This is a genomic window from Pseudoalteromonas porphyrae (genome assembly GCF_001298125.1).
GTDB classification, from domain to species: Bacteria; Pseudomonadota; Gammaproteobacteria; order Enterobacterales; family Alteromonadaceae; genus Pseudoalteromonas; species Pseudoalteromonas neustonica.
This window is the reverse complement of record NZ_LHPH01000009.1, coordinates 94,835-114,668: the sequence shown is the minus strand read 5'-3', so window position 1 is coordinate 114,668 and position 19,834 is coordinate 94,835. Positions and strand designations below refer to the sequence as shown.

Genomic DNA, 19,834 nt, shown 5'->3' with positions numbered 1-19,834 from the left:
ACTTACTCTGGAAGCTTCGTTAACCACAGCTTTAGCCAAGGCTCTGTTACTGGCCATGGCTCAAAGTTTTCACTGGCATCTATTTCTAAGCGATTACCAACAGGCTTTGCTTGTAAGTCGCGTAATAACTCATCAAAGCTTCTCCCTGCTCCACAAAATGTTTCACCATAGCACCTATCTCCCATCGCTATCACGCCAAAAGGTTTGCCTGTCAACATAGGGGAAGTGCTATTCATAGCAAAATATAACCCCACTAAATTACTTGGCACATCACCTTGCCCTGTAGTTGAGGTAACAATTAAAATATGCGAGGCATTTTTTATATCATCAAGTGATGCTTCAGTAATTACAACGGCTGTATGACCCACTTGCTCAATTGTTTTTGCAATATCATCGCTTAAACGTTCTGCGCCGCCATTAACACTGCCTACAAAAATACTAATATGTGCCATTAATAATCCTTTTCTGTATTTGGCCAGCCAAGTTGTTGGCAAATAGTAAGCATTGCCTCACCTAACGGCGCTTTAATATTGATCAGTTGTTGAGTATAAGGGTGCACAAAATTAAGCTCCGTTGCAAATAACATTAATCGACGTAATTCAAAATGCTCTCTAAAAAACTGGTTATGCTGATTATCACCGTGATTTACATCACCAATAATTGGCAATGATAAGTGTTTTAAGTGACGGCGAATTTGATGTTTTCGCCCCGTTTTAGGAAAGCATTCCACCAGCGAATAACGTACAGTGGGGTATTTACCAATCGGGATCGGCAACGTAGCTTGATGTAAACAGTTAAACTGGGTTTGCGCCTCTTGTGGCTCCTTATTTTGATCTGCAAACTTATCAGCTATTTTATCAAGCTCTTCTTTAAGTGGCTTGTCTAAAAATACCGACTCTGGTGCAAAACCACGTACTAACGCTAAATACCGTTTAGATATTTGACCATCAATAAAAAGCTGATTTATATCACGCGCAGCTTCAGAGCTTAATGCAAAAAGCAATATACCCGAGGTAGGCCTATCTAAACGATGCACTGGAAAAACATGCTGACCTATTTGGTCTCGTAACATTTGCATTGCAAACTGTGTTTCATGCTTATCTAAAAATGAACGATGAACCAGCAGACCTGATGGTTTGTTAATAGCAATATAGTTTTCATCGCGATATAAAACCTCTAATTCACCAAATTCAATTGGCTCAGGGCGTTCATTCATGACCACTTCCTAAAATGTTATCAAGCTCAGAGAGTAATGCAGTGATGGCTGCCGCACCGGTTTTTTTTGTCAGCATTAGCTCGGCCATCGGCGCAATTGAAAAATTACTTGGTAATGGATGTTGATGAGTGACTAACATTTGCATTTTTTCAATAAATACAAATTGTAACCACTGCTCAAACGCCATTGTATCGTGACAAAAAGGCACTGTTGAGTCTAACGCTTGAACATCAATAGGTTCATTTTGCCAAAGTTGATGCTGCTTTAATAAAGCTTTAAGTTGCGTTAAATAGGTTTGGGTTAATTGGTACATAACCACCCTCTTTGATAAATATTGGTTAATTATACCCTGTTCCCTCATGGCCTGCTATGACGTATAATTTAACTAATTTTGCAGTAAAAAATCATTGGATCATTATGACCGAGCAGATCGCAACCTTAGGGCAATTACTTGATGGCGCAGGCACAAATTGGCGCGTTTTTGATATTGGTAGACATATTACCAAACTAGATAAAAAGCAATTTTTAGCTATTGAGCAAGCACAGATCCCCTATCCTTTTCCATTGGCAGGCCATGCATGGTTAGCCATTCAATTTTGGGATCGTAAAGCCAGCAGTGAACCTTATGTGTGGTTTTTAAAGTTTCCAGTTGATGAACAAAGCAAACTTGTTTGCGCAAGTCGCGATCATTTTGCCAATATGGTCATAGAAGCACTAGGTAATGACTTAACAGGCGCACACGCTGACGGCAAACTTGATAACAACCCTTATGTATTCACACCCAATGCGAATAAACTTGCTGCGTTCAATGCGCTGTTAAAAGTATTATTAAAACAACCTGCATCACAATATTACGAATATACACAACTTTATTTTAGTGGAAAATTAGGTTTTGAAAATTGGCAAAGTGTTGCGATACAAGGTATTGCTGATTTTGCACTGCGTTTAAATGACGGTAAAAACCAAGCTGCATTACAACAAGCATGGGAGCATCTGCCAGCCGATGTATTACAACCACTCAGCGCGATGCTTGAACACGTAGAAATACCACCCGCTTTTAGCGAGCAACTACTGAGCTATGCTCAGCATGCTATTGCGCAAAAAGATACTCTAGCGTTATGCTGCGCATTACGTGCGATGTCAAAAGCACAAGCCCAAACACTCACCGCACAATTAGTCGATAGCATTTTACAATCAGACATTTCCACCGAGTCGGATGTTTTATTAACTATTGCTGGACGCTGTTTTAATTTACTTACCGACGCAGAGCGCTTACATATTTTTATGGACAACTGCGCCCACCACCAAGAAATAGCAGAGCTTTTTCCAAGTATTTTTGCTGATTTAGTTGCAATACCAAGTGTTAGACCACACTTACTAGGTTTACTACGTAAAGAAAATCGCAGCGAAACCCTCGCGCGAGCAATTGGAAGGTTATTTTCTTAAATGGCAAGTTTGTGGACATTCATTCTTATTGGCAGTGTAATTTATTTCTTTTGGCTAAATCGTAAAGTAGCCGAAGCAGCTAACGCGCATGCAAAACGTCAAAGTGAGCAACTCCAAGTGCAATTAATGAGTGTCGCGTGTACTAAACGCCGCTTTGGGCTTTTAAAAAGCGGCAAACCAGGGATCAAAAGCGAGTTTACTTTTGAATTCTCCAGTGATGGTGAAAACGCTTATCAAGGTGTTTTATTTATGGAAAACGAAATGCTGCAGAGCGTTTTAGTGCCACCGCACAAGATCTAGTTAGAAAATAATCAGGAATATTTTGAGGTTTAATAGTTTGACATGAAACACAAAAAACTAAGGCGTAACATATAGTTACGCCTAAATCTTACTTCATCCATAATAAGGCATCCATACCTAAGCCGAAGCACCCTTTTTATCTTTCCCCTGAACGGGTATACATCCTCATACACCCTCACGTTGCATCAATGCAATATCCTACACATCCTAGTGTTATCCTCTTGCCACCTTGGCCATCCTGCGTCTCCAAACGCTCCTATTACTTCCTGTAATATAATCCTTTGGGTTATCCTTATCATTAGCTCCGCTAATGTTCCGCATCCTCGCGGTGTCCTAACTCATCCTTGCATCCGTGTTAACTTGTCCGTTTGCTTCCTGCTAAGCATCTTGCTTAATTGCCGTAATCCGTTTCCTTGGCACCAGCTCAATCATTGAGTCTGTATCGTCTTGATGAAGTAAAGTTTAAAGCAAACGGGACTTAACGATAGTGGCAAATAATAATTATTTTCATGTAACATTTTTGCAAAAAACACAAAGTACATTAAAAACAATGAATTAAATAAAAAAAACAATACAGATACGTAAAATTAACTGATAAAGCGCACACCACTGTAAGATATATCCTACACGCAAACTTCCATTATGGCCGTTTTAATTGGGTCAATGTTATTGAGCCGATTTAAATAACAGCTCACCTTGTACGCTGTTAAAGGTAAGCGTCTGTAAACACGTGAAGCCTTCACTTTTGAAAAAAGCCGTATGCTTTCCTTGCGTTACAAACACTGCCATTCCACTTGACTCTTTATTACTTTTTACAAGGTCATCTAAACCGCGCAGTAAATAACGGCCGAGCCCTTGACCATGAAAATGCGGATCAACCGCAATAAAGGCTAAAAAGTAATAGTTACCTTGCTCAACTAAGGCATCACGAATCGTTTGCTCTTTATCAATCAACTGATTCGTTTGTAAATAGCCAGCACTGAGCATTAACTTTAAGCGCCAATGCCAATATCGTTGCGCCTGTAGTTGGCTTTGTGATTCAAAAACACTGGCTACTGCTTTTAATCGTTCATTTTTATATAAACCTATCAAGGGTTGTTTTTCTTGCCAAAATGTATTGAGTTCTTCGCGAATTAAAGAACGTAGTTTTTTCTCATAGGGCCCTTTGGCTGCTTCACTGTAATTAAGCATTTTCTGTAAAACAGGATCATCATGATAGGCTTGATAAATTAAGCTCGCTGCGATACTGATATCTTCGGCAGCAATGTATTGCACTCGAAATGTCTCACTTTGTGTTTCGACGGTCATCGTTAATCCTTATTAGCGTTTGCTTATTTTAATTTTTATACATTAAGTACTATAGGTATATTCCTATGCGCTTTAAAAGGCAAATTCAGCGGGAGTTAAACTCTAATAACTCATTATAAAGTTCTATCACTGGTTTAACGTAACCATCAAGGAGTATGATATAAATACGATACGGCACTACATATCATTACAAAAGCGACTTTAGGAAGAAGCACACCACTATTTTATGACGACACCTTTAGAACAAAACGCTCACTGGAGCGAAGTGGTTGATGAGCTAAATGTACGTTTACGCCAACAGTAAATTGTTTGGCTAGAGCCAACTTACTGTTATTATAGTCCGGTATTACACAGCACTGTGTAACGCCCTATTTAAAGAGTTTATAAACCGAATGAATGCTGTTGTTTTTGATGCGATTAAAGCCCTTCTAGATGAAGGAAAAACCCCGACTGTTGCTTTGACAAAAAGCAAACTGACACAAACGATCCCTTTACCCGTTATTATTGCCGCGGTGAGTCAATATAAAAACAACCCAGAGTCTATTCATAATTTAGCAAAACAACCTCAACAAAAAGTAGAGGCTGTAAATAATTCAAGTCAACTTGATCGCCTTGAAGCAAAGCTCGACCGATTACTGGCATTACTAGAAAATAAATAATTTGAGACCCCACCATGTTTGTTGTTGATTTAACGTTTGATTGTTACCAAGATACGACCCTTGAAAATGCTGAGCAAGCAATCAATCGCTTAGTAAATGCACTTCGTTTTAACGGTCAAATAATGGGGGAAGAGTTTCCAACCGTTTTAAAAGACGGTTATTTCATAACGCGCGTGATGTGCCCTACTAATGATGCAATGCATCCACTCAATAATAGTCCGTTTGTAAAACACAGTATTGATAAATTACACGCCGCAGGCTTGCTTGCACCAAAAGTAAAAGTGATAGGCCAAGATATCCACTCTAATGGCGCTGATGAATGCCATGAGCCATCGAGTTATATTTTATACACGACCTATGTTCACACTTGTAGCCCGCTGTATTGTGGTGATGATTTTTTACCCGTCCCCTTGTTTAAGATCCCCGCTATTGCTAACGGAGATTATAAAACACTAATCAAGTGGCAAGAAGATTGGCAAGCCTGTGACCAAATTCAAATTAATGGTGCAACACGCTGTGAGTTTCCTGCATTGGATGAAATATCAAATCTGGATAGCGACCTTTCTCGTCGTGGTAAAGACATAGCAAAACGGGTCACCTGTTTAACTAAAAAACCAGTGTATTATTATTTATATCGTGTCGGTGGCACAGATAAAGCATCTGAACTTGCGCGTAAATGCCCTAGCTGTAACAGCGATTGGAAATTACCTGAGTCATGGTTTGGTTTATTTGATTTTAAATGTGAGCCGTGTGGATTAGTCTCTAATATATCGTGGGATTTTCAATAACATTAGGGTCATTGAAAGTCGAATATACCCAAGCGACCTCAAGATGCATAATTCACATATTGAGGTGGCTTGGGTATAAACAATGCGGAGTAAATCTAACTCCGCGAATATCTATACTTTAAACTACAAGTGCTTCAATAAATGCAGCTAGGTTAGGAGCCAATATATGATGTGGCTTTTTACCTACATATTCTAAGCATACTTCACCCGTCGTAATTAACACTGAGACGAGTAAATCCTCTTGATCTGTTAAGCCTATAAATACAGTTGGGTCTTGCTTAAGCTTGCGCTTCATCAATACATGCCCGGTAATATTTTGCTGAAGTAGATCAAAATCTTCAATACTCCACGCTTGCAGTAGCTCTACTTCGTGTTCGTCTATTTTTGCAGTAATGCATCCCGCGAAAAACGTTCCATAATACTCATTCAGCGCATCTGGAAATTTAACATCAAGCGCATTAGCTAAATCAGTTAAAGAGCCTTTGGGGCTACGACATACCGCTTGCCATTGGATCAACCCTTTTGCATCAGCAGTACCAACCTCGCACGGACTTGGCCAATCACTATCGTGTTCAATGCGTGGTAATAATTGCGTCTGCTCTAACTGTCGTTTAGCAAAACATTGGTGAAGTTGCTCTAATTGTGAGGTGATAGACATACTGCGAAACTCATAAGCTTTAGGTATAATAGCGCTATTGTAACTACAAAAGAGCTAACATGACAGATTACAGCAACTCACCTGAATTAAAAGACAGTGTACTTGGCCAATCAACAGAATATGTAGATACCTACACACCTAGTTTATTGTTTCCTATTGCACGTAAACTTAATCGTGATGCACTTGATATAAATGAAGCTGCTCTCCCATTTAAAGGCCAAGATATTTGGACCGGATATGAGCTTTCTTGGTTAAATACTAAAGGTAAACCCGTCGTTGCAGTCGCAAGCTTTATATTTCCTTGTCAAAGCAGTCATATCATTGAATCAAAGTCTTTTAAACTATATTTAAATAGCTTTAATCAAACGCGCTTTGATTCGATTGAAGACGTAAAAGCTATTTTAATTGCCGATTTATCTGCTGGCGTTTCAATGCCTATCGATGTCGTTTTGTATAGCCCTAATGATTATAATTGCTTACCGTGCACACCATTACCTGGTGAATGTATTGATGAGTTAGATATTCAAATCGATAGTTATCATTTGGATGCATATTCTCTTAAACCAGCCTCCACTAATACGGTGAGTGAAACATTGCACAGCCATTTACTTAAGTCTAATTGCTTAATTACTTCGCAACCCGATTGGGCAAGTATTATTATTCGTTATACTGGTGAGCAAGTATGTAAAGAATCTTTGCTGCGTTATTTGATTTCGTTTCGAACCCACAATGAGTTTCATGAGCAATGCGTAGAGCGGATATATTGTGATTTAATGGCGCAATTAAACATCACTGAACTTGAAGTGTATGCTCGCTATACACGCCGTGGAGGTCTTGATATCAATCCATATCGCTCAACTTCTCACGATAATGTGCCGTTTGCAGTGAAAATAAACCGACAGTAATGTTTACGGGGCAATCAGAAGTTCTGGTGGCTGCATAATGATTGCACTTAATACTTGAATTCAAGAACCTAAACCCCGAGCTAGTTCGGGGTTTAGTGTCCTCAATTAGCTCTTCAATCGTTTTGTCGGAATTGGCATACCACATACGTCAACATAATCTGGGGTTTCAACAAACCATTCTTCACTGCGATTTTGGCGCGCTTTAATAAGTGACTTAAAGGCATTCGAATCCGTTTTTAACACTTTAAATTGACTTGTATCGTGTTTTGCAATGTCAGCTAAAACGTGTATATCTGCAATTGGGTTAAAGAGTTCACCTTCTATTGGTGTTCGAGATAAACGATTAAAGTGTTCCATTCCTTCAAGAACGCGTCCAAACACAGTAATGTTTCTATCTAAATAGCGCGGCCCATGACCGATAGTGACATAAAACTCTGTTCCACCACTGTTAATGTTGTTATCACGAGCCATCGCGAATACACCATTACAGTGCACTTGCCAAGTTTGTGTTTGAGCCTCATTTTGCGCAACAGCAAATCCTTTTAAAAAACCGGTTAGCGGCGCATAGCCATCGGTGATATCAAGTTCAGTTATGTTAAGTGCCGTTGCTGTAGTAAGGTAAAATTCTGCAGGGAGTGATTTGCTTGCATTTTTTATTGCTTTTTTACCACTTGCATCACCACCTTGCGCAACAAAGCCTTCTACAAAACGATAAACACTTAGCCCTTTATAAAATCCATCACGCGCAAGTTGCTTTATATTCTCAGCATGTTTAGGAGCAAGTAAGGGGTTGAGCTCGATATATGCAGATCCCGTTGGTAACGTGATTTTTAGTATATTGTCAGCATCAACTATTCGCCACTCTTGTGCGCTGGCGCTGTTTATAACACTACTCGCTGTTGGCTGCGCAGCTGTTTTCGCAACACTGGTTTGACTTAGTATTAGTGCAACTGCAGCTAAGCATGATTTTTTCAACATATCCCACAACTTATTTTATTTTTTGTGGTGCTACATTATTTGGTTAACGCTTTTTTATCAAGCCAAAAATGTGGTTGGTGAATTGGTGCACTTAGCGGGAGTAAAGGATTTGCAAGTTCAATAATTCGGCGGTTTTTCAGATCTGCCAGTTCGATAGTTTTAGCAAAATAACGATTAAATAACTCATCAAAGGATCCATCGGCAATCGCTGCTAATAAGCCCGATTTAATTTGCTCATATAAAATGGCATCTTTATTCGCAACAAAAAAGTAAAGCGCTGATGGGTAACGTATTGCTATATATTTGTCATGAACAATATCATCACCATAATTTTGTGCTAAATCAAAAATATCATAAGGTAATGCGTCGATTCGCCTCGCTTTTAGCATTTCAATAGGATCTGCACCTTGACCATAAATTTGCGTGTGTAACTCGTTATTAATAAAAATTGCGGTATCTGGCCAGTCTTCTCTCAAACCAAATAGAAAAGTTCGTAATTGCCCTGAGTGAGTTACATTAGCAAATAATTCTTTATCTTTAATATTAACTAAAGGGATACGATAACCAAGTAACCCTTTATCTATCGGGATTAAAATTGCCTTTGCTTGCTTTTCCCACGTTGAACTTGTTGCGCCCCAAAATACGTCGATACCATTTTTTTCACCTAATAAACGTATTGCACGTGTTTGTGTAGGAATACTACCGATCTCTTCAGGTAACATCTTTATTTCTGACTTGCCCAATGCTAGCTTTAATAATTCAATCGGATACGGATGGCTTCCCGCAGAAAAGCGCACTGTTTGCTCAGTATTCGATCTAACATTAAATGTAAATAGTAAGCATACTAGTACCAGCTTTAGCATCGCGCCTTTTTACTCCCAGTCAAACTTATAAAGAATATCAACGTTCTGGTTTATATTGCTCGTAATTTCAATATATAACTGTGACATTAGTTGATAACGCATTGCAACCTCACTTAATGAGTCAAAAATCCCAACACTGTATTTAACTTTAATATCGGGTGCTAAATACCCCGATATTTCAACTTTAGTGTTATCTCCACTGCCTTTTGAGCTTAAGCTAACATCAGAAAAACCAAAACGTTCACCAACTTTAGATACAACCCCTTCGCTTCGGCTTACACCTTGTGAAAGCAAAAGTTGAGCTAACATTGCATCTGATGAGCTGTTGCCTTCATCCAATGGCTGACCATTTAGTAGATACGCTAATGATTGCGCTTGATCCATTGCAGGTTCCGAGAAAACCTTTAAAGAAGGATGCTCTACATTCCCTGTTAACGTCACACCTGCGATTACGCCATTAGCTGTGTTTTCAGGATGACGTATTGCCTTAATATTAAGATAAGGCTTTTCAATCGAACCGCTAAAACCAATTTGCCCTGTTCGAATGATCAAATCTTGGCCAAATGATCGATAAGTGCCTTGGCGTAAGTTCAACTCACCCGTTGCTATCATTGGCGTTTGTTGATTTAAACTAATTGCTAAGTCCCCTTCTATTTTTGATTCTAGGCCAAATGAATCAATCCGCACATCATTTTCAACAATCAACTTCAAGTTTATATCATAATTGAAGGGCACAACATCGGCTTGCTCAACTTGCTTATCTACAATTATTTCATCATCACTAACTTGCACAGCCCCTTCGGGTAACTCTTCGATCTTTATACGCCCATAGGGTACAACAACTTGACCTGCTAGTTTAAAAGTATCATCTGCCAAGCTAATTTTTAAATCCGGCGATACTTTAAATAACACACCTTGCTGCGCGCGGACATAAAATTGCTTGCCTAATACACTTAAATTAACCGCTGGTTTTTCTCCTTGCCAATCAATATCACCCGTTAAATCAAGTGAGCCGCCATCACCATCCTTTAATTTTCCTTTTAACACAGCAGTCGTTTTATCAAATGCTATATTTACATTTGAATCAACTAACGAAACAGGTAGCTGTTCCCCCTGTAAATTAACCCCAGTTACATCAAGCTCTCCACTTAATAACGGTGAGTTTGTCGTCCCAGCGATTGCAACTTGACCACTAATAGCACCTTTTAACTGTTCAAGCGTCCCAATAAGTGGCTGTAAATCAGTGAGTAAGACTTTATCGATATCTAACGTTCCCGACATATTTTGCGCGTCTGTTAAATCGGTTACCTGTAAGTCTGCATTAATGTTGCCAATCACACTTGAGTTTAAACGTGCATTAAACTGCGCAGTCTGTGCATCCGCAATTGCGTTTATGGTGAATGTCTCTAGCGGTAGACGATAACGGTTTTCTTCATTGATCAATGTAGTTACTAAATCATGAGAATTGATCGTGGCTGTTAAGGCGCTTAATTCACGCCCTTGCCAGTTAGCGTTAATATGACCATTCAAGTCACCTTGTGTAATTACATTCTCTGGTAATAAATATTTGATCTGTGATAAATCAAAGTTAACCAACTTCGCACTTAGTTTACCTTGTTGATTTTTTTGATTTAACTCATCAATACATAATTTACTATTTTCACTTTGCCAACAGTGCTGCTTTACTAAAAAATCACCATTGTCGGTATTAATATTAATTGCAATAGCAGGTTTAGCACGAAAGCGTAGAACATTATCGGTTAATAGCACATCCTTTAAATTACCCTGCCACTCTTTATTTATGAATTTTCCAGCAAGTTCAAACTGCGCCTTCCCTTGCAAAGCATCTAGATCAAGTTGGAGTTGGTGGTCAGTTTTATCACCCGCGGCATTTATCGCTAAGGTTTGAATTTTATGCCCCAACACATTGGCGTTTTCAACCTTTAAACTTGCATTAGTTTGCCAATCAGCAGCGTAATTAAAATCTGTTTTTAAAACTAACTGCTCTATTGCTATGTCTGAAAAATTTAAATCACGCATTGCAATGTTTAAATTAACAATCGGTTCTAAACGCTCTCCAGCGATCACTAAGCTACCATCGCCCACCCCTGTGATTGGTAATTTATCTGGGATCGTATTATTTAAGTGAAGTTTCCCTTTAATATTCCACCGCTTTGTCACATCGCCACTTAAGGCCAGTGTGTTTTCGCCGCTAGAGAGTTCAAACTTATTGATTCGGGCATGGAGTGAGTTATTTATGTCAAAGTCAGATGCAAAGGTAAATGCCATATCATTCAAGGTGCCAGTGAGCTGTGTATCATTCATCACCAACTGCCAGTTTTCTTGCTCTATATTAAATGCCCCTTTTAATTGCCCTGATACATCACTCGTGAGCGTATCAGTAAGATACTGTGCCTTTAAGTTTTTAAGATAGCCAGTAAACTGTCCTTTAATGCCGTCGTTCCAGCTTGCTGATGCAGTCATGGTTGCTTTACTATCATTTGCAAGCAGGGCTAAATCATCAACTTTGATATGGGTTAGCCCCCCTTTTAAAACTGACTTGATTTGTACTTTTGGATAGGCGGCCAATTGGCTTTGTGCAATTAAATTAATAGCGTAGTCATCAGCGTTACCCTTACCAGATAATTGCACATCATTAATCTTTAACGTGTTATGTTCCACATCAAGCAGCCATTGTTGGATACTTGCATTGATTGAAAATGGAAAGTTCTCCGTTTTTAAATCAGCTTCAAGCTGTGCGTTCAATGGGTATTCACCCTGAGTTTGTATATCCAGTGCTAAACTATGCAAATCGCCAGATACATCCAATGCAATATGGTGTGCGGGATGATCTAGGCTAATTGTAGCCGTTATAGGTGTCTTTTCGGTTAATGTTGCATTTAACTGACTCGCGAGTTGCCACTGTAAATAATCAGCACTTAAAGACGTTAATTCAATACGTGGACCATCAATTGAAAATGCTCCATTAATATTATTAATATCATGACTGCTTTGTTCTTGAACAATATTGACATTGCTTACATCAAACCGCTCAACGACCATATTCAACGCTGAAGTAAAGTGAATATCCGGCAGTGCTGCAAGTGCAACTAAAGGTTCGCTGGGTGTTGGCTCCACTGATTTTAATATAACCTTTACTTTCGCCACACTAAGGTTATTTAACACAACAGTTGATTGTGCCGCCGAAGCTGCCAATATAAAGTTATTAACCGTTACATCAGCACTTGGGTGTTTTAATGTAAATGTAGGAACAGCTATTCTCTTCACGTAAATATCAATGGGTAGCTCAATGGTGTTGCTTTGCTCGAGCTGCACGTCTTCTGAGATTTTTGGTAATGGCTCTGTACTTGCGGCTAAAGAAACATTGATAGTTTGCGCGCTGATATTTTCAATGCATAACCCCTCACAACGCCACCAGTATAAATCCAGTTTTAGTTGCTTGGCTGTGAAATCTATACTTTCATTTTTAAATTTAACATCGAATGGGTCATTGTATAAAAATCGACCTTTTTTAATATCTATCTTTAATCCATCCACCATGTTGTTTGCACTATATGCAATTAACTGGTTACCTGGCGCGGTAAAAAGCAAACAAAAAACCACTGCAACAAGAGTGCATAAAAGAGCGGTTAAGACGGCTGTAACTTTTTTCGTAATTGACATTAAATTTCTGGCCCTATAGTAATACTTAAACGCGTACTTTTACTTTCTTTCGTAAGTCCCCATGCGTGGTCAATTCGAATTGGCCCTACTGGCGTTAAATAACGAAAACCAAATCCAGCCCCCACTTCTACCCGATCAGAAAAGTCATTCGTAGCTGTACCGCTATCAACAAATAAGGCTACACGCCAGTTTTGTGCAAATTGATAATTATATTCCACGGTGCTTGAGAGTAAGTACTTGGCGCCAATCAAGCGCCCTTCTTCATCTTCTGGTGATATTGATTGATATGAAAAACCACGTACGCTTTGATCGCCACCAGCAAAAAAACGTAACGACAAGGGTACATTATTAATATCATCCACAAGCATTGCCCCTACATTTGCCCGTAAATATACAAGGTGTTTGTTAAGGTAAGTACGTAACCATGCAGTTTGAAATTGCACCCTAGCGATATTCGTTGTAGACAACACATCCTCAAGCGCAAACTCTGCTGATACCAGCCATTGCTCACCCCAATAAGGTGTTGTTCCACCTTTTGTCTCTTTTTTTGCGTAACTAATACCCGGCATAAACATTTTTGAGTTTTGTTGCTGTTCGTCACCAATTCGGTAAGTTTCATGATCTCGACGAAGAAATACTGTACGTACCCAATCATCCTCTGTTAGCCACTGCCTTTGTAATTGACCAGTCAAAATCCTACTGTAGATGTCTTCAGTCACTTCATCTTCTAATTTATAGCCCGCAGAAAAACGCCAAAGATCATCATTAGGATCATCAACCGGCACCGTATAACTAAAAGATATGTCTTGCTGTTTTGCTGAAAGGTTTAAATTGCTCTCTAAAAAATGGCCATCGTCAGTGATCCATGGTTTTGACCATTTAAACCGAACTTTAGGCCCAAAATCCGTATTAAAGCCACCACCAATTTCATAACTATTCGCTGGTTTGTGTAACACATCCACATTAATTGGCACTTGGTTATTTGCACGGTTAGCAATATCAGCATAAACCCGGACACTGGTAAAATATGGCGTACTTGAAAGGGCTAAGTTATAATCTGCAACCTTGGTTGCTTTATAGCTGCCCCCTTGAGAAAATTTTGCAAGTGAACGAATGTATTTTTCTGCAGGCGTGTTTTTTGTAATTATCAGATCGCCAAATTGATAACGCTCACCGGTATCGATTGTTAGCACGACGTCAGCACTATTACTTTTTAACGAGATAGCGAGTTTATGCGCTTGCCATTTCATATCAAAATAACCAAGTTCGAGAAGTTGTGCTTCTAGAGTTTTACGCGCAGTATCGTAATCGCTATGATTTAAAATATCGCCTTGTTTTATTTTTATACTTTCAATCGTACTTGCAAGTAAGCGGTCTGTTCTACCCGCTCCATTTATTGTGATATTAACATTACTTATACGAGTAACAGGGCCACGCTCAATAGTTGCAATGAGTTTTTGTGACCCGTGGTCAAAGTTTAATTTAACCGCAGGCTTATAGTACCCAAGCGCTCTTAGGCTTCGCTCAACTTGTTTTTTTGCATGGTTAAGCAGCGCACGATTAGCCTTTTCGCCCTCTAACTGCTTTAAATAAAGCGCTACATTATTCTTAAGATCACCATTGATCCCATTTATTTCATAATCATTAACGACTAATGAAGCCGCAAAAATATGTGTAGTTATACAAAAACAAACAATAAAAACAATGCGTGTTACGATCCGAATCGGCAAGTAATACCCCTACTTAAAAACAATCAACCATCAAGGTTGAAATAGTAACATATCGATATGCTTGGGCGCAGTAACTCAAATGTGAAAATTAGTACGCTAAAGCGCTTAATTTTAGTTACAATGGCACTAACTAATTTGAATTATTTTTACTGGGTTTTTAAATGCACTTTCCTGATGATGACAATGGCCAACTTTTAACAGAAATAGCGGCTGCTGGTATTGATTTAGCACGCATGCACAAAATTGATTTTTATATTTTATTTGAACAAAAGAGCGATGCTGAAACATTCGCCACAGCCATAGCTGAAGATGAGCTCGCCCCTGCAACCGAATTAGTACAGTGTGAAGACACGGGTATTTGGGAAGTAATTACACAAGTTGAAATGGTGCCAGATCACACTCTACTAGGCCAAACAGAGCAGTATTTAGAAAGTATCGCCAATGGCTATAAAGGTTATGGGGATGGTTGGGGATTAATGGATGGTAATGATTAGTACGTTAGTATAATTACGAATAACCCCCTCCAAGTGTAAACTTAGATCGGTCATAAAATCAGTTAAGTGAATTAACGACTTAACTGATTCGCTTTTCTAAAGCTGCCTTGATAATCAAACAATTTATCTGCGACTTTCCAGCCATATTTTTTACTTTTTCGGGCAATCACAAAATCGGGCGCTACCAATAATGTTTCATTTTCGATGACTTGTTCGGCCAGTTTATAATCAACCGGTGTTTGCCCATTATTAGTACGTTTACCAAATTGCTTATTAAAAATGTAGCGCGCCCCCGGTTTTGAAAAATCATATATTTCATCGCAACTTGCACCATCTTCGTCAAAGTAAGTTAGCTTAATAATCTGCGTATGGTTTACCAAAGTAGATACGCTTAAGCCACTGCAACGCAGTACTAGCGCATCTTTTAAGTTCAGTGCTGCTCGCAGCTTGTCATCAGGATCTGCCATTATAGCATGGCAAGAATGGCATTCTCTGGCAGCAATATCATTTTGTGTTCCACAGTTGTCGCATTCCTTAAAACGAAACCGATAATCGCATTGCTCTTTATAGCCATGTTCATCTTCAAGCAAGCCTTTACAGCGACGACCAAAATGTTCAATGACTTTTCCTGCGCCGTCTATTTTGCCCCAAAAAATATTAGCAAACCCACACCCAGGACAAAGTACCTGCACAGGCTCATTATCACTATTACCTTTTTTACTGCCAACTTCAGGATGAAAAAGATCAAAGCCATTACCCGCATAATCAATAACTAAGCAATCACTTTTCCCTGATGATAAACGCAGCCCCCTCCCAACTATTTGCTGATAAAGGCTAACCGATTCAGTGGGCCTTAAAATAGCAATAAAGTCAACGTGGGGGGCATCAAAACCAGTAGTAAGCACTGACACATTCACTAAAAATTTCAATTGTCTTTGCTTAAATTTTGCAATTATTTTATCTCGCTCACTATGACCGGTATCTCCCGTGATCAGTGCACAGCTTTGTCCATGTAAATAACCAACAACTTCTTGCGCATGGCGAACCGTCGCAGCAAAAATCATGACACCTTCACGGTTTTCACTGTGCTTTACTATATCTTCACAGATCGTTTGTGTAGCGCGAGTATTCGCTTGCAATAATTGATTTAAATCTTGCTGACTATATTGACCAAATGCATTGCTCGATAACGACGAAAAATCATAATGACTGATTGCCGCATCAAGCTCTTTCGGTGGTGTTAAAAATTGGTGTTTAATCATGTAACGAAGCGGCAATTCAAAAATGCACTCTTTAAATGGACTCTCAGCATTCCCTCGCACAAAACCATGGTAATGACGATGATACACCCACCCGATCCCCAAGCGATAAGGAGTCGCGGTTAAGCCTAATATTTTTAACTTTGCATTATGACGTTTTAACGCATCAATTACTTTAGCATATTGGCTTTTATCATCACCACTGACTCGGTGACATTCATCAATAATTACTAATGAATAATGTTCATTGAGTTGATTTAAATTACGAGAAAGCGATTGAATACTTGCAAAAGTAACTTGCTCAGATAAGGATTTTTGTTTTAACCCAGCAGAAAAAACACTCGCTGCTAGGCCAAAGCTTTCATACTTTTGCGCATTCTGTTCAACGAGTTCTTTTACATGCGCTAATACGAGTATTTTCTGTTTAGCAATACGAGCAAGCTCGGCAATGACTAAACTTTTGCCTGCACCAGTGGGGAGAACAATTAAAGCAGGAGAATCTGTCTTTCTAAAAAAGGCAACAGTACGTGCAACAGCCTCTTGTTGGTAAGGCCTTAATACATAACTCATTTAATGACTGCAACTAATGAATAAGAAAGAAAACTAATATGGGAGGCACTCGGCCTCCCAAAACATTAAGCTAGGTGTTTGGTTAAATCAACATCTTGAAATGCTTTAGGACGCTTACCTCTACCGGTCCACTCAACTATTTTACCTTCATGTTCAATACGGTACTTCGGTAATACTTTGGTACGCTTATCGCCAACGATATCTTGCAAATCCTCAAGAGTTAAACCTTTTTCTTTTAACAGGTCTAGTACGTCTTGTTTTGCTTGTTGTTGCTCAGTATGTTTTGCTATTGCAGCACCTAGTAATGCTTGTGCTTTTTCTAGCTCAATAAGGCTAGCTGATTTAATAAATGCTTTAACTTCTTTCATTTTTTACTCACTAAATTGTTAAGTTATAAAATTAGATAGATGATTCAATTAAATTATAAGCTTATTTTATATATTAGGCCAAGATGAACCCAGTATTTAATCCACTTTGTCTAACCAACTAGCAACCATGTTATTTAATATCGTTAATTCACTTATTAATGTTACAGATTTATTGTTTTTAGTAATACCTTCTTCAGCTAGCTGTATTTCACATGCCTTTATCTTACTCGCAAGTGTTTTTATTTTAACCATCACTATTGAGCCTTTTATTCGATGGAGTACTTTTTCATATTGTTTGGCATCGTTTATCGCACACGCATGGTTTAAATCAATGAGATCCTTTTTCAACGTATCATGGAAAACATGTGCCATCGCAAGTGCATCTTGCTTATTGCCAAATACCGTTACCCAGTGCGACAATGAAACCTCGTCACTGAGAGAGTCTTTAAGCTGTTCCTCACGGCTGTTTAATAATACGTATGGTGGTAGATATTCAACAAGCGTTTCGTACAGTTGAGCTAGTGAATAGGGCTTAAATATCACACAGTCCATTCCACCTGTAAGCGCTTTATTAATTATCTCTTTTGAATCATCTGCGGTCATCCCAATTACTGGAATACACTTCACTGCAACGTCGCGGTGCTGTCTAATTTTTGAGGTTAATTGAAAGCCATCTAAAATCGGCATATTGCAATCAGTGATTACCATTTGGAATGGTTTAGTATTTAGTAATTCAAACGCGGTCTTTCCGTTATCTGCAAGTGTTACTTTTAAACCAAAACTTTCGAACTGTTTTTGTATTAATAACTGATTAACTTGATTATCCTCTGCAACTAAAATATTGCCACTGAGTTTTCGTGGAAGATCTTTTTTATTCTTTTTCTGTATACCCTGAGCAAGCATTTTAAATGCTTCTTTAAGTGTCACTACATTGATTGATTCATAAGATATTTTAATTAAATTATTTTGCAAATGATAAATATCATCTTTATTTTTAGTAATTACAATTATTCGACCAGAAAATTCAGCTAATTTCCTTACTTTATCACAGCCTAAATAAACATCTAAATCATCTTCACAGACTATAATAAATACCGGCTTTTTAAATTCGTCTTTAAAGTCTTTTATATTTCGTTGTTGATAACTAACCTGGCACATATCTAGTAAATTAATTAATTTTTCATCATCTAAAAATACATGCCATAGGTCACCTTTTTCATCAATAGCTTTATTTTCATTCAGATTTACATTGTTTTTCCGTTGTAATTTTTCTGTGATATCAAATAGTATTGCATGCCATGAAGCCCCTTCATCTTCAGGTAGTGACTGAGGGTTTACAATTGCAATAAAACGGCATCGACGGATTTCATTCTTAGATTTATAACGAAACTGGCAATCGATATTTTCTCCCTTGCTCGCGCCTTCTTTAAACGCTTTAGCAATTGTTACACGGTCTTGATCAACAACCGAAGGTGAAATGCACCCAACAACACCTCGATGATTAATATAGTCGTCAGCGAGCCCTAATATTTTTTGGGCTCCTAGAGAAAGATAAGTAAACCTCCCCTCTGCGTTATTAAAGTATTCAAGTTGACAAAATCCACCAGGTATATTTTCAACTAGTTGAGGTAAATACTGATGAATGAGATCATTTTGAGTAAACGCTTCTTCAACTTCAGAAACCTGTGTTATTAAGGTCATCACTCCTGTTACACCTCCCTCTAAATCAAGGTATGGTTGCTTTACATAAAATATATTTACCAACTTACTATTATTATCAATAAGCTGAATGTTATATTCGCGGCAAACTTGAGAGTGTAATACCTCATTATTCTGTGTAATAAAAACATCAGCAATTAAAGAGTTAGTATTATAAGCTCGATTATTTTCATCCCACTGCTTACTAAATGTATTCTCAAAAGACTCATTCCACATTAAACGTTGATGATATTTATCTTCAACAACTATCATCAGCGGCATATCATCTATCATTTTTTGCGTATTATTGAACTGATTTAATTGCTTATGGTCTTCATGTTGACTGCTAGATAGAAGTTTTCTCACCGTTATTTTTTTAACTATAAGGTAAGTGGTCACAGCGGTGGTCAATATTAGTAAAAAACTAAAAATCATTAAAGTCACTTATATTATAAAAGAAGTCGTAATTGAAATACCTTTAACAATCCTAGCACTCAAATCTTATTTAAATGAAATAATAATTTATTTAGATATACATAATTGAGATCATAAAGGCGTTCAGTCATGTATTTCTTTGTAATTACAGACAATTATCTAAACACCAGTGTCTTCAAGATTAAGAACTGTGGACTCATCACACTTTATATTAGTTAAGCTGTTTAAGGTTACTTAATGCATAAGTTTTTCCTTTGAGATTATTCGTGTTTAATTGAATCTCAAGTGAATATCCTTATATTTCTCGCTAACACCTCCGCATGTGCTTTATAATTTTTTATAATGAGGTACGCGTCAGTTGCAAGGGGGTAAACTCAGCTGAAGCACTTTTTATGAGCTTATTAATAAAACCCACTAGGGTTTTTAACGTAGTTTGAACTCACCCCTTAATTCAACAGTACTTAAGACGCTTAGC

The 19,834-nt window shown here is 38.2% G+C and carries 18 protein-coding genes; 6 read left to right on the top strand and 12 right to left on the bottom strand.

The window, feature by feature from the left end; all coding sequences use genetic code 11:
• Positions 1 to 2 precede the first annotated feature (2 nt).
• Genes ADS77_RS10065 through ADS77_RS10055 form a run of 3 tightly spaced genes read right to left on the bottom strand, consistent with a single transcriptional unit; the run spans position 3 to position 1,529 of the window.
• Positions 3 to 452 (bottom strand): flavodoxin, encoded by a 450-nt coding sequence (locus ADS77_RS10065; RefSeq protein WP_054454203.1) that lies wholly within the window; start codon positions 450 to 452, stop codon positions 3 to 5.
• Complete coding sequence (gene truC / locus ADS77_RS10060) at positions 452 to 1,216, bottom strand: tRNA pseudouridine(65) synthase TruC (protein WP_054205444.1); 765 nt, start codon at positions 1,214 to 1,216, stop codon at positions 452 to 454. Before truC ends, ADS77_RS10065 begins: the two co-directional genes overlap by 1 nt.
• Positions 1,209 to 1,529 (bottom strand): YqcC family protein, encoded by a 321-nt coding sequence (locus ADS77_RS10055; protein WP_054454201.1) that lies wholly within the window; start codon positions 1,527 to 1,529, stop codon positions 1,209 to 1,211. Before ADS77_RS10055 ends, truC begins: the two co-directional genes overlap by 8 nt.
• Before the next feature lie 104 nt (positions 1,530 to 1,633).
• Between ADS77_RS10055 and ADS77_RS10050 the strand changes: the two genes are divergently transcribed.
• Together ADS77_RS10050 and ADS77_RS10045 are read left to right on the top strand one after the other, a co-directional pair.
• Positions 1,634 to 2,662, top strand: coding sequence for a DUF3549 family protein (locus ADS77_RS10050; RefSeq protein ID WP_054205525.1), 1,029 nt, complete (start codon positions 1,634 to 1,636; stop codon positions 2,660 to 2,662).
• Entirely contained in the window at positions 2,663 to 2,962 is a 300-nt protein-coding gene (locus ADS77_RS10045; protein ID WP_054205446.1) for a DUF3301 domain-containing protein, read from the top strand.
• A 666-nt stretch (positions 2,963 to 3,628) separates the two neighbouring features.
• Here the strand turns inward: ADS77_RS10045 and ADS77_RS10040 are convergent.
• Positions 3,629 to 4,270 carry a GNAT family N-acetyltransferase gene (locus ADS77_RS10040; RefSeq protein ID WP_054205447.1) on the bottom strand — a complete coding sequence of 214 codons (642 nt, stop codon included), beginning with the start codon at positions 4,268 to 4,270 and terminating at the stop codon, positions 3,629 to 3,631.
• 392 nt (positions 4,271 to 4,662) lie between these two features.
• Between ADS77_RS10040 and ADS77_RS10035 the strand changes: the two genes are divergently transcribed.
• Both ADS77_RS10035 and ADS77_RS10030 read left to right on the top strand, forming a co-directional pair.
• The gene (locus tag ADS77_RS10035; RefSeq protein WP_054205448.1) at positions 4,663 to 4,929 is read left to right on the top strand and encodes a hypothetical protein; all 267 of its coding nucleotides are present in this window, start codon (positions 4,663 to 4,665) and stop codon (positions 4,927 to 4,929) included.
• 14 nt (positions 4,930 to 4,943) lie between these two features.
• On the top strand, positions 4,944 to 5,717 hold the full coding sequence (locus tag ADS77_RS10030) for a Zn-ribbon-containing protein (RefSeq protein WP_054205449.1): 774 nt from the start codon (positions 4,944 to 4,946) through the stop codon (positions 5,715 to 5,717).
• Positions 5,718 to 5,835: 118 nt separating this feature from the next.
• Here ADS77_RS10030 and syd read toward each other — a convergent pair whose 3' ends face one another.
• Positions 5,836 to 6,375: a SecY-interacting protein gene (gene syd, locus ADS77_RS10025; protein ID WP_054205450.1), complete on the bottom strand. Its 540-nt coding sequence runs from the start codon at positions 6,373 to 6,375 to the stop codon at positions 5,836 to 5,838.
• A gap of 59 nt (positions 6,376 to 6,434) precedes the next feature.
• Here syd and queF point away from each other — a divergent pair, with 59 nt between their 5' ends.
• Positions 6,435 to 7,280, top strand: a complete 846-nt coding sequence (gene queF / locus ADS77_RS10020) for an NADPH-dependent 7-cyano-7-deazaguanine reductase QueF (protein ID WP_054205451.1) — start codon at positions 6,435 to 6,437, stop codon at positions 7,278 to 7,280.
• A 105-nt stretch (positions 7,281 to 7,385) separates the two neighbouring features.
• Here the strand turns inward: queF and ADS77_RS10015 are convergent, their stop codons facing one another.
• The 4 genes from ADS77_RS10015 to ADS77_RS10000 are packed head-to-tail and all read right to left on the bottom strand — an operon-like array spanning position 7,386 to position 14,535.
• The gene (locus tag ADS77_RS10015) at positions 7,386 to 8,258 is read right to left on the bottom strand and encodes a peptidylprolyl isomerase (RefSeq protein WP_082355656.1); all 873 of its coding nucleotides are present in this window, start codon (positions 8,256 to 8,258) and stop codon (positions 7,386 to 7,388) included.
• Between the two features lie 35 nt (positions 8,259 to 8,293).
• On the bottom strand, positions 8,294 to 9,121 hold the full coding sequence (locus tag ADS77_RS10010) for a transporter substrate-binding domain-containing protein (RefSeq protein ID WP_054205452.1): 828 nt from the start codon (positions 9,119 to 9,121) through the stop codon (positions 8,294 to 8,296).
• 9 nt (positions 9,122 to 9,130) lie between these two features.
• Entirely contained in the window at positions 9,131 to 12,805 is a 3,675-nt protein-coding gene (locus ADS77_RS10005) for a translocation/assembly module TamB domain-containing protein (protein WP_054454199.1), read from the bottom strand.
• Positions 12,805 to 14,535 carry an autotransporter assembly complex protein TamA gene (locus ADS77_RS10000; protein ID WP_082355655.1) on the bottom strand — a complete coding sequence of 577 codons (1,731 nt, stop codon included), beginning with the start codon at positions 14,533 to 14,535 and terminating at the stop codon, positions 12,805 to 12,807. The genes ADS77_RS10005 and ADS77_RS10000 overlap by 1 nt, the downstream gene beginning before the upstream one ends.
• Positions 14,536 to 14,696: 161 nt before the next feature.
• On the opposite strand from ADS77_RS10000, the gene ADS77_RS09995 reads away from it, so the two are divergent.
• Positions 14,697 to 15,029, top strand: a complete 333-nt coding sequence (locus ADS77_RS09995; RefSeq protein WP_054205454.1) for a ribonuclease E inhibitor RraB — start codon at positions 14,697 to 14,699, stop codon at positions 15,027 to 15,029.
• A 71-nt stretch (positions 15,030 to 15,100) separates the two neighbouring features.
• Here ADS77_RS09995 and ADS77_RS09990 read toward each other — a convergent pair whose 3' ends face one another.
• The 3 genes from ADS77_RS09990 to ADS77_RS09980 all read right to left on the bottom strand — a co-directional run bounded on the left by ADS77_RS09990 (position 15,101) and on the right by ADS77_RS09980 (position 19,359).
• Entirely contained in the window at positions 15,101 to 16,858 is a 1,758-nt protein-coding gene (locus ADS77_RS09990; RefSeq protein WP_054205455.1) for a DEAD/DEAH box helicase, read from the bottom strand.
• Between the two features lie 65 nt (positions 16,859 to 16,923).
• A complete protein-coding gene (locus ADS77_RS09985; protein WP_054205456.1) occupies positions 16,924 to 17,226 on the bottom strand; it encodes an H-NS family nucleoid-associated regulatory protein in 303 nt (100 codons plus the stop codon).
• Positions 17,227 to 17,322: 96 nt separating this feature from the next.
• Complete coding sequence (locus ADS77_RS09980) at positions 17,323 to 19,359, bottom strand: response regulator (RefSeq protein ID WP_054454196.1); 2,037 nt, start codon at positions 19,357 to 19,359, stop codon at positions 17,323 to 17,325.
• Positions 19,360 to 19,834: the final 475 nt, after the last annotated feature.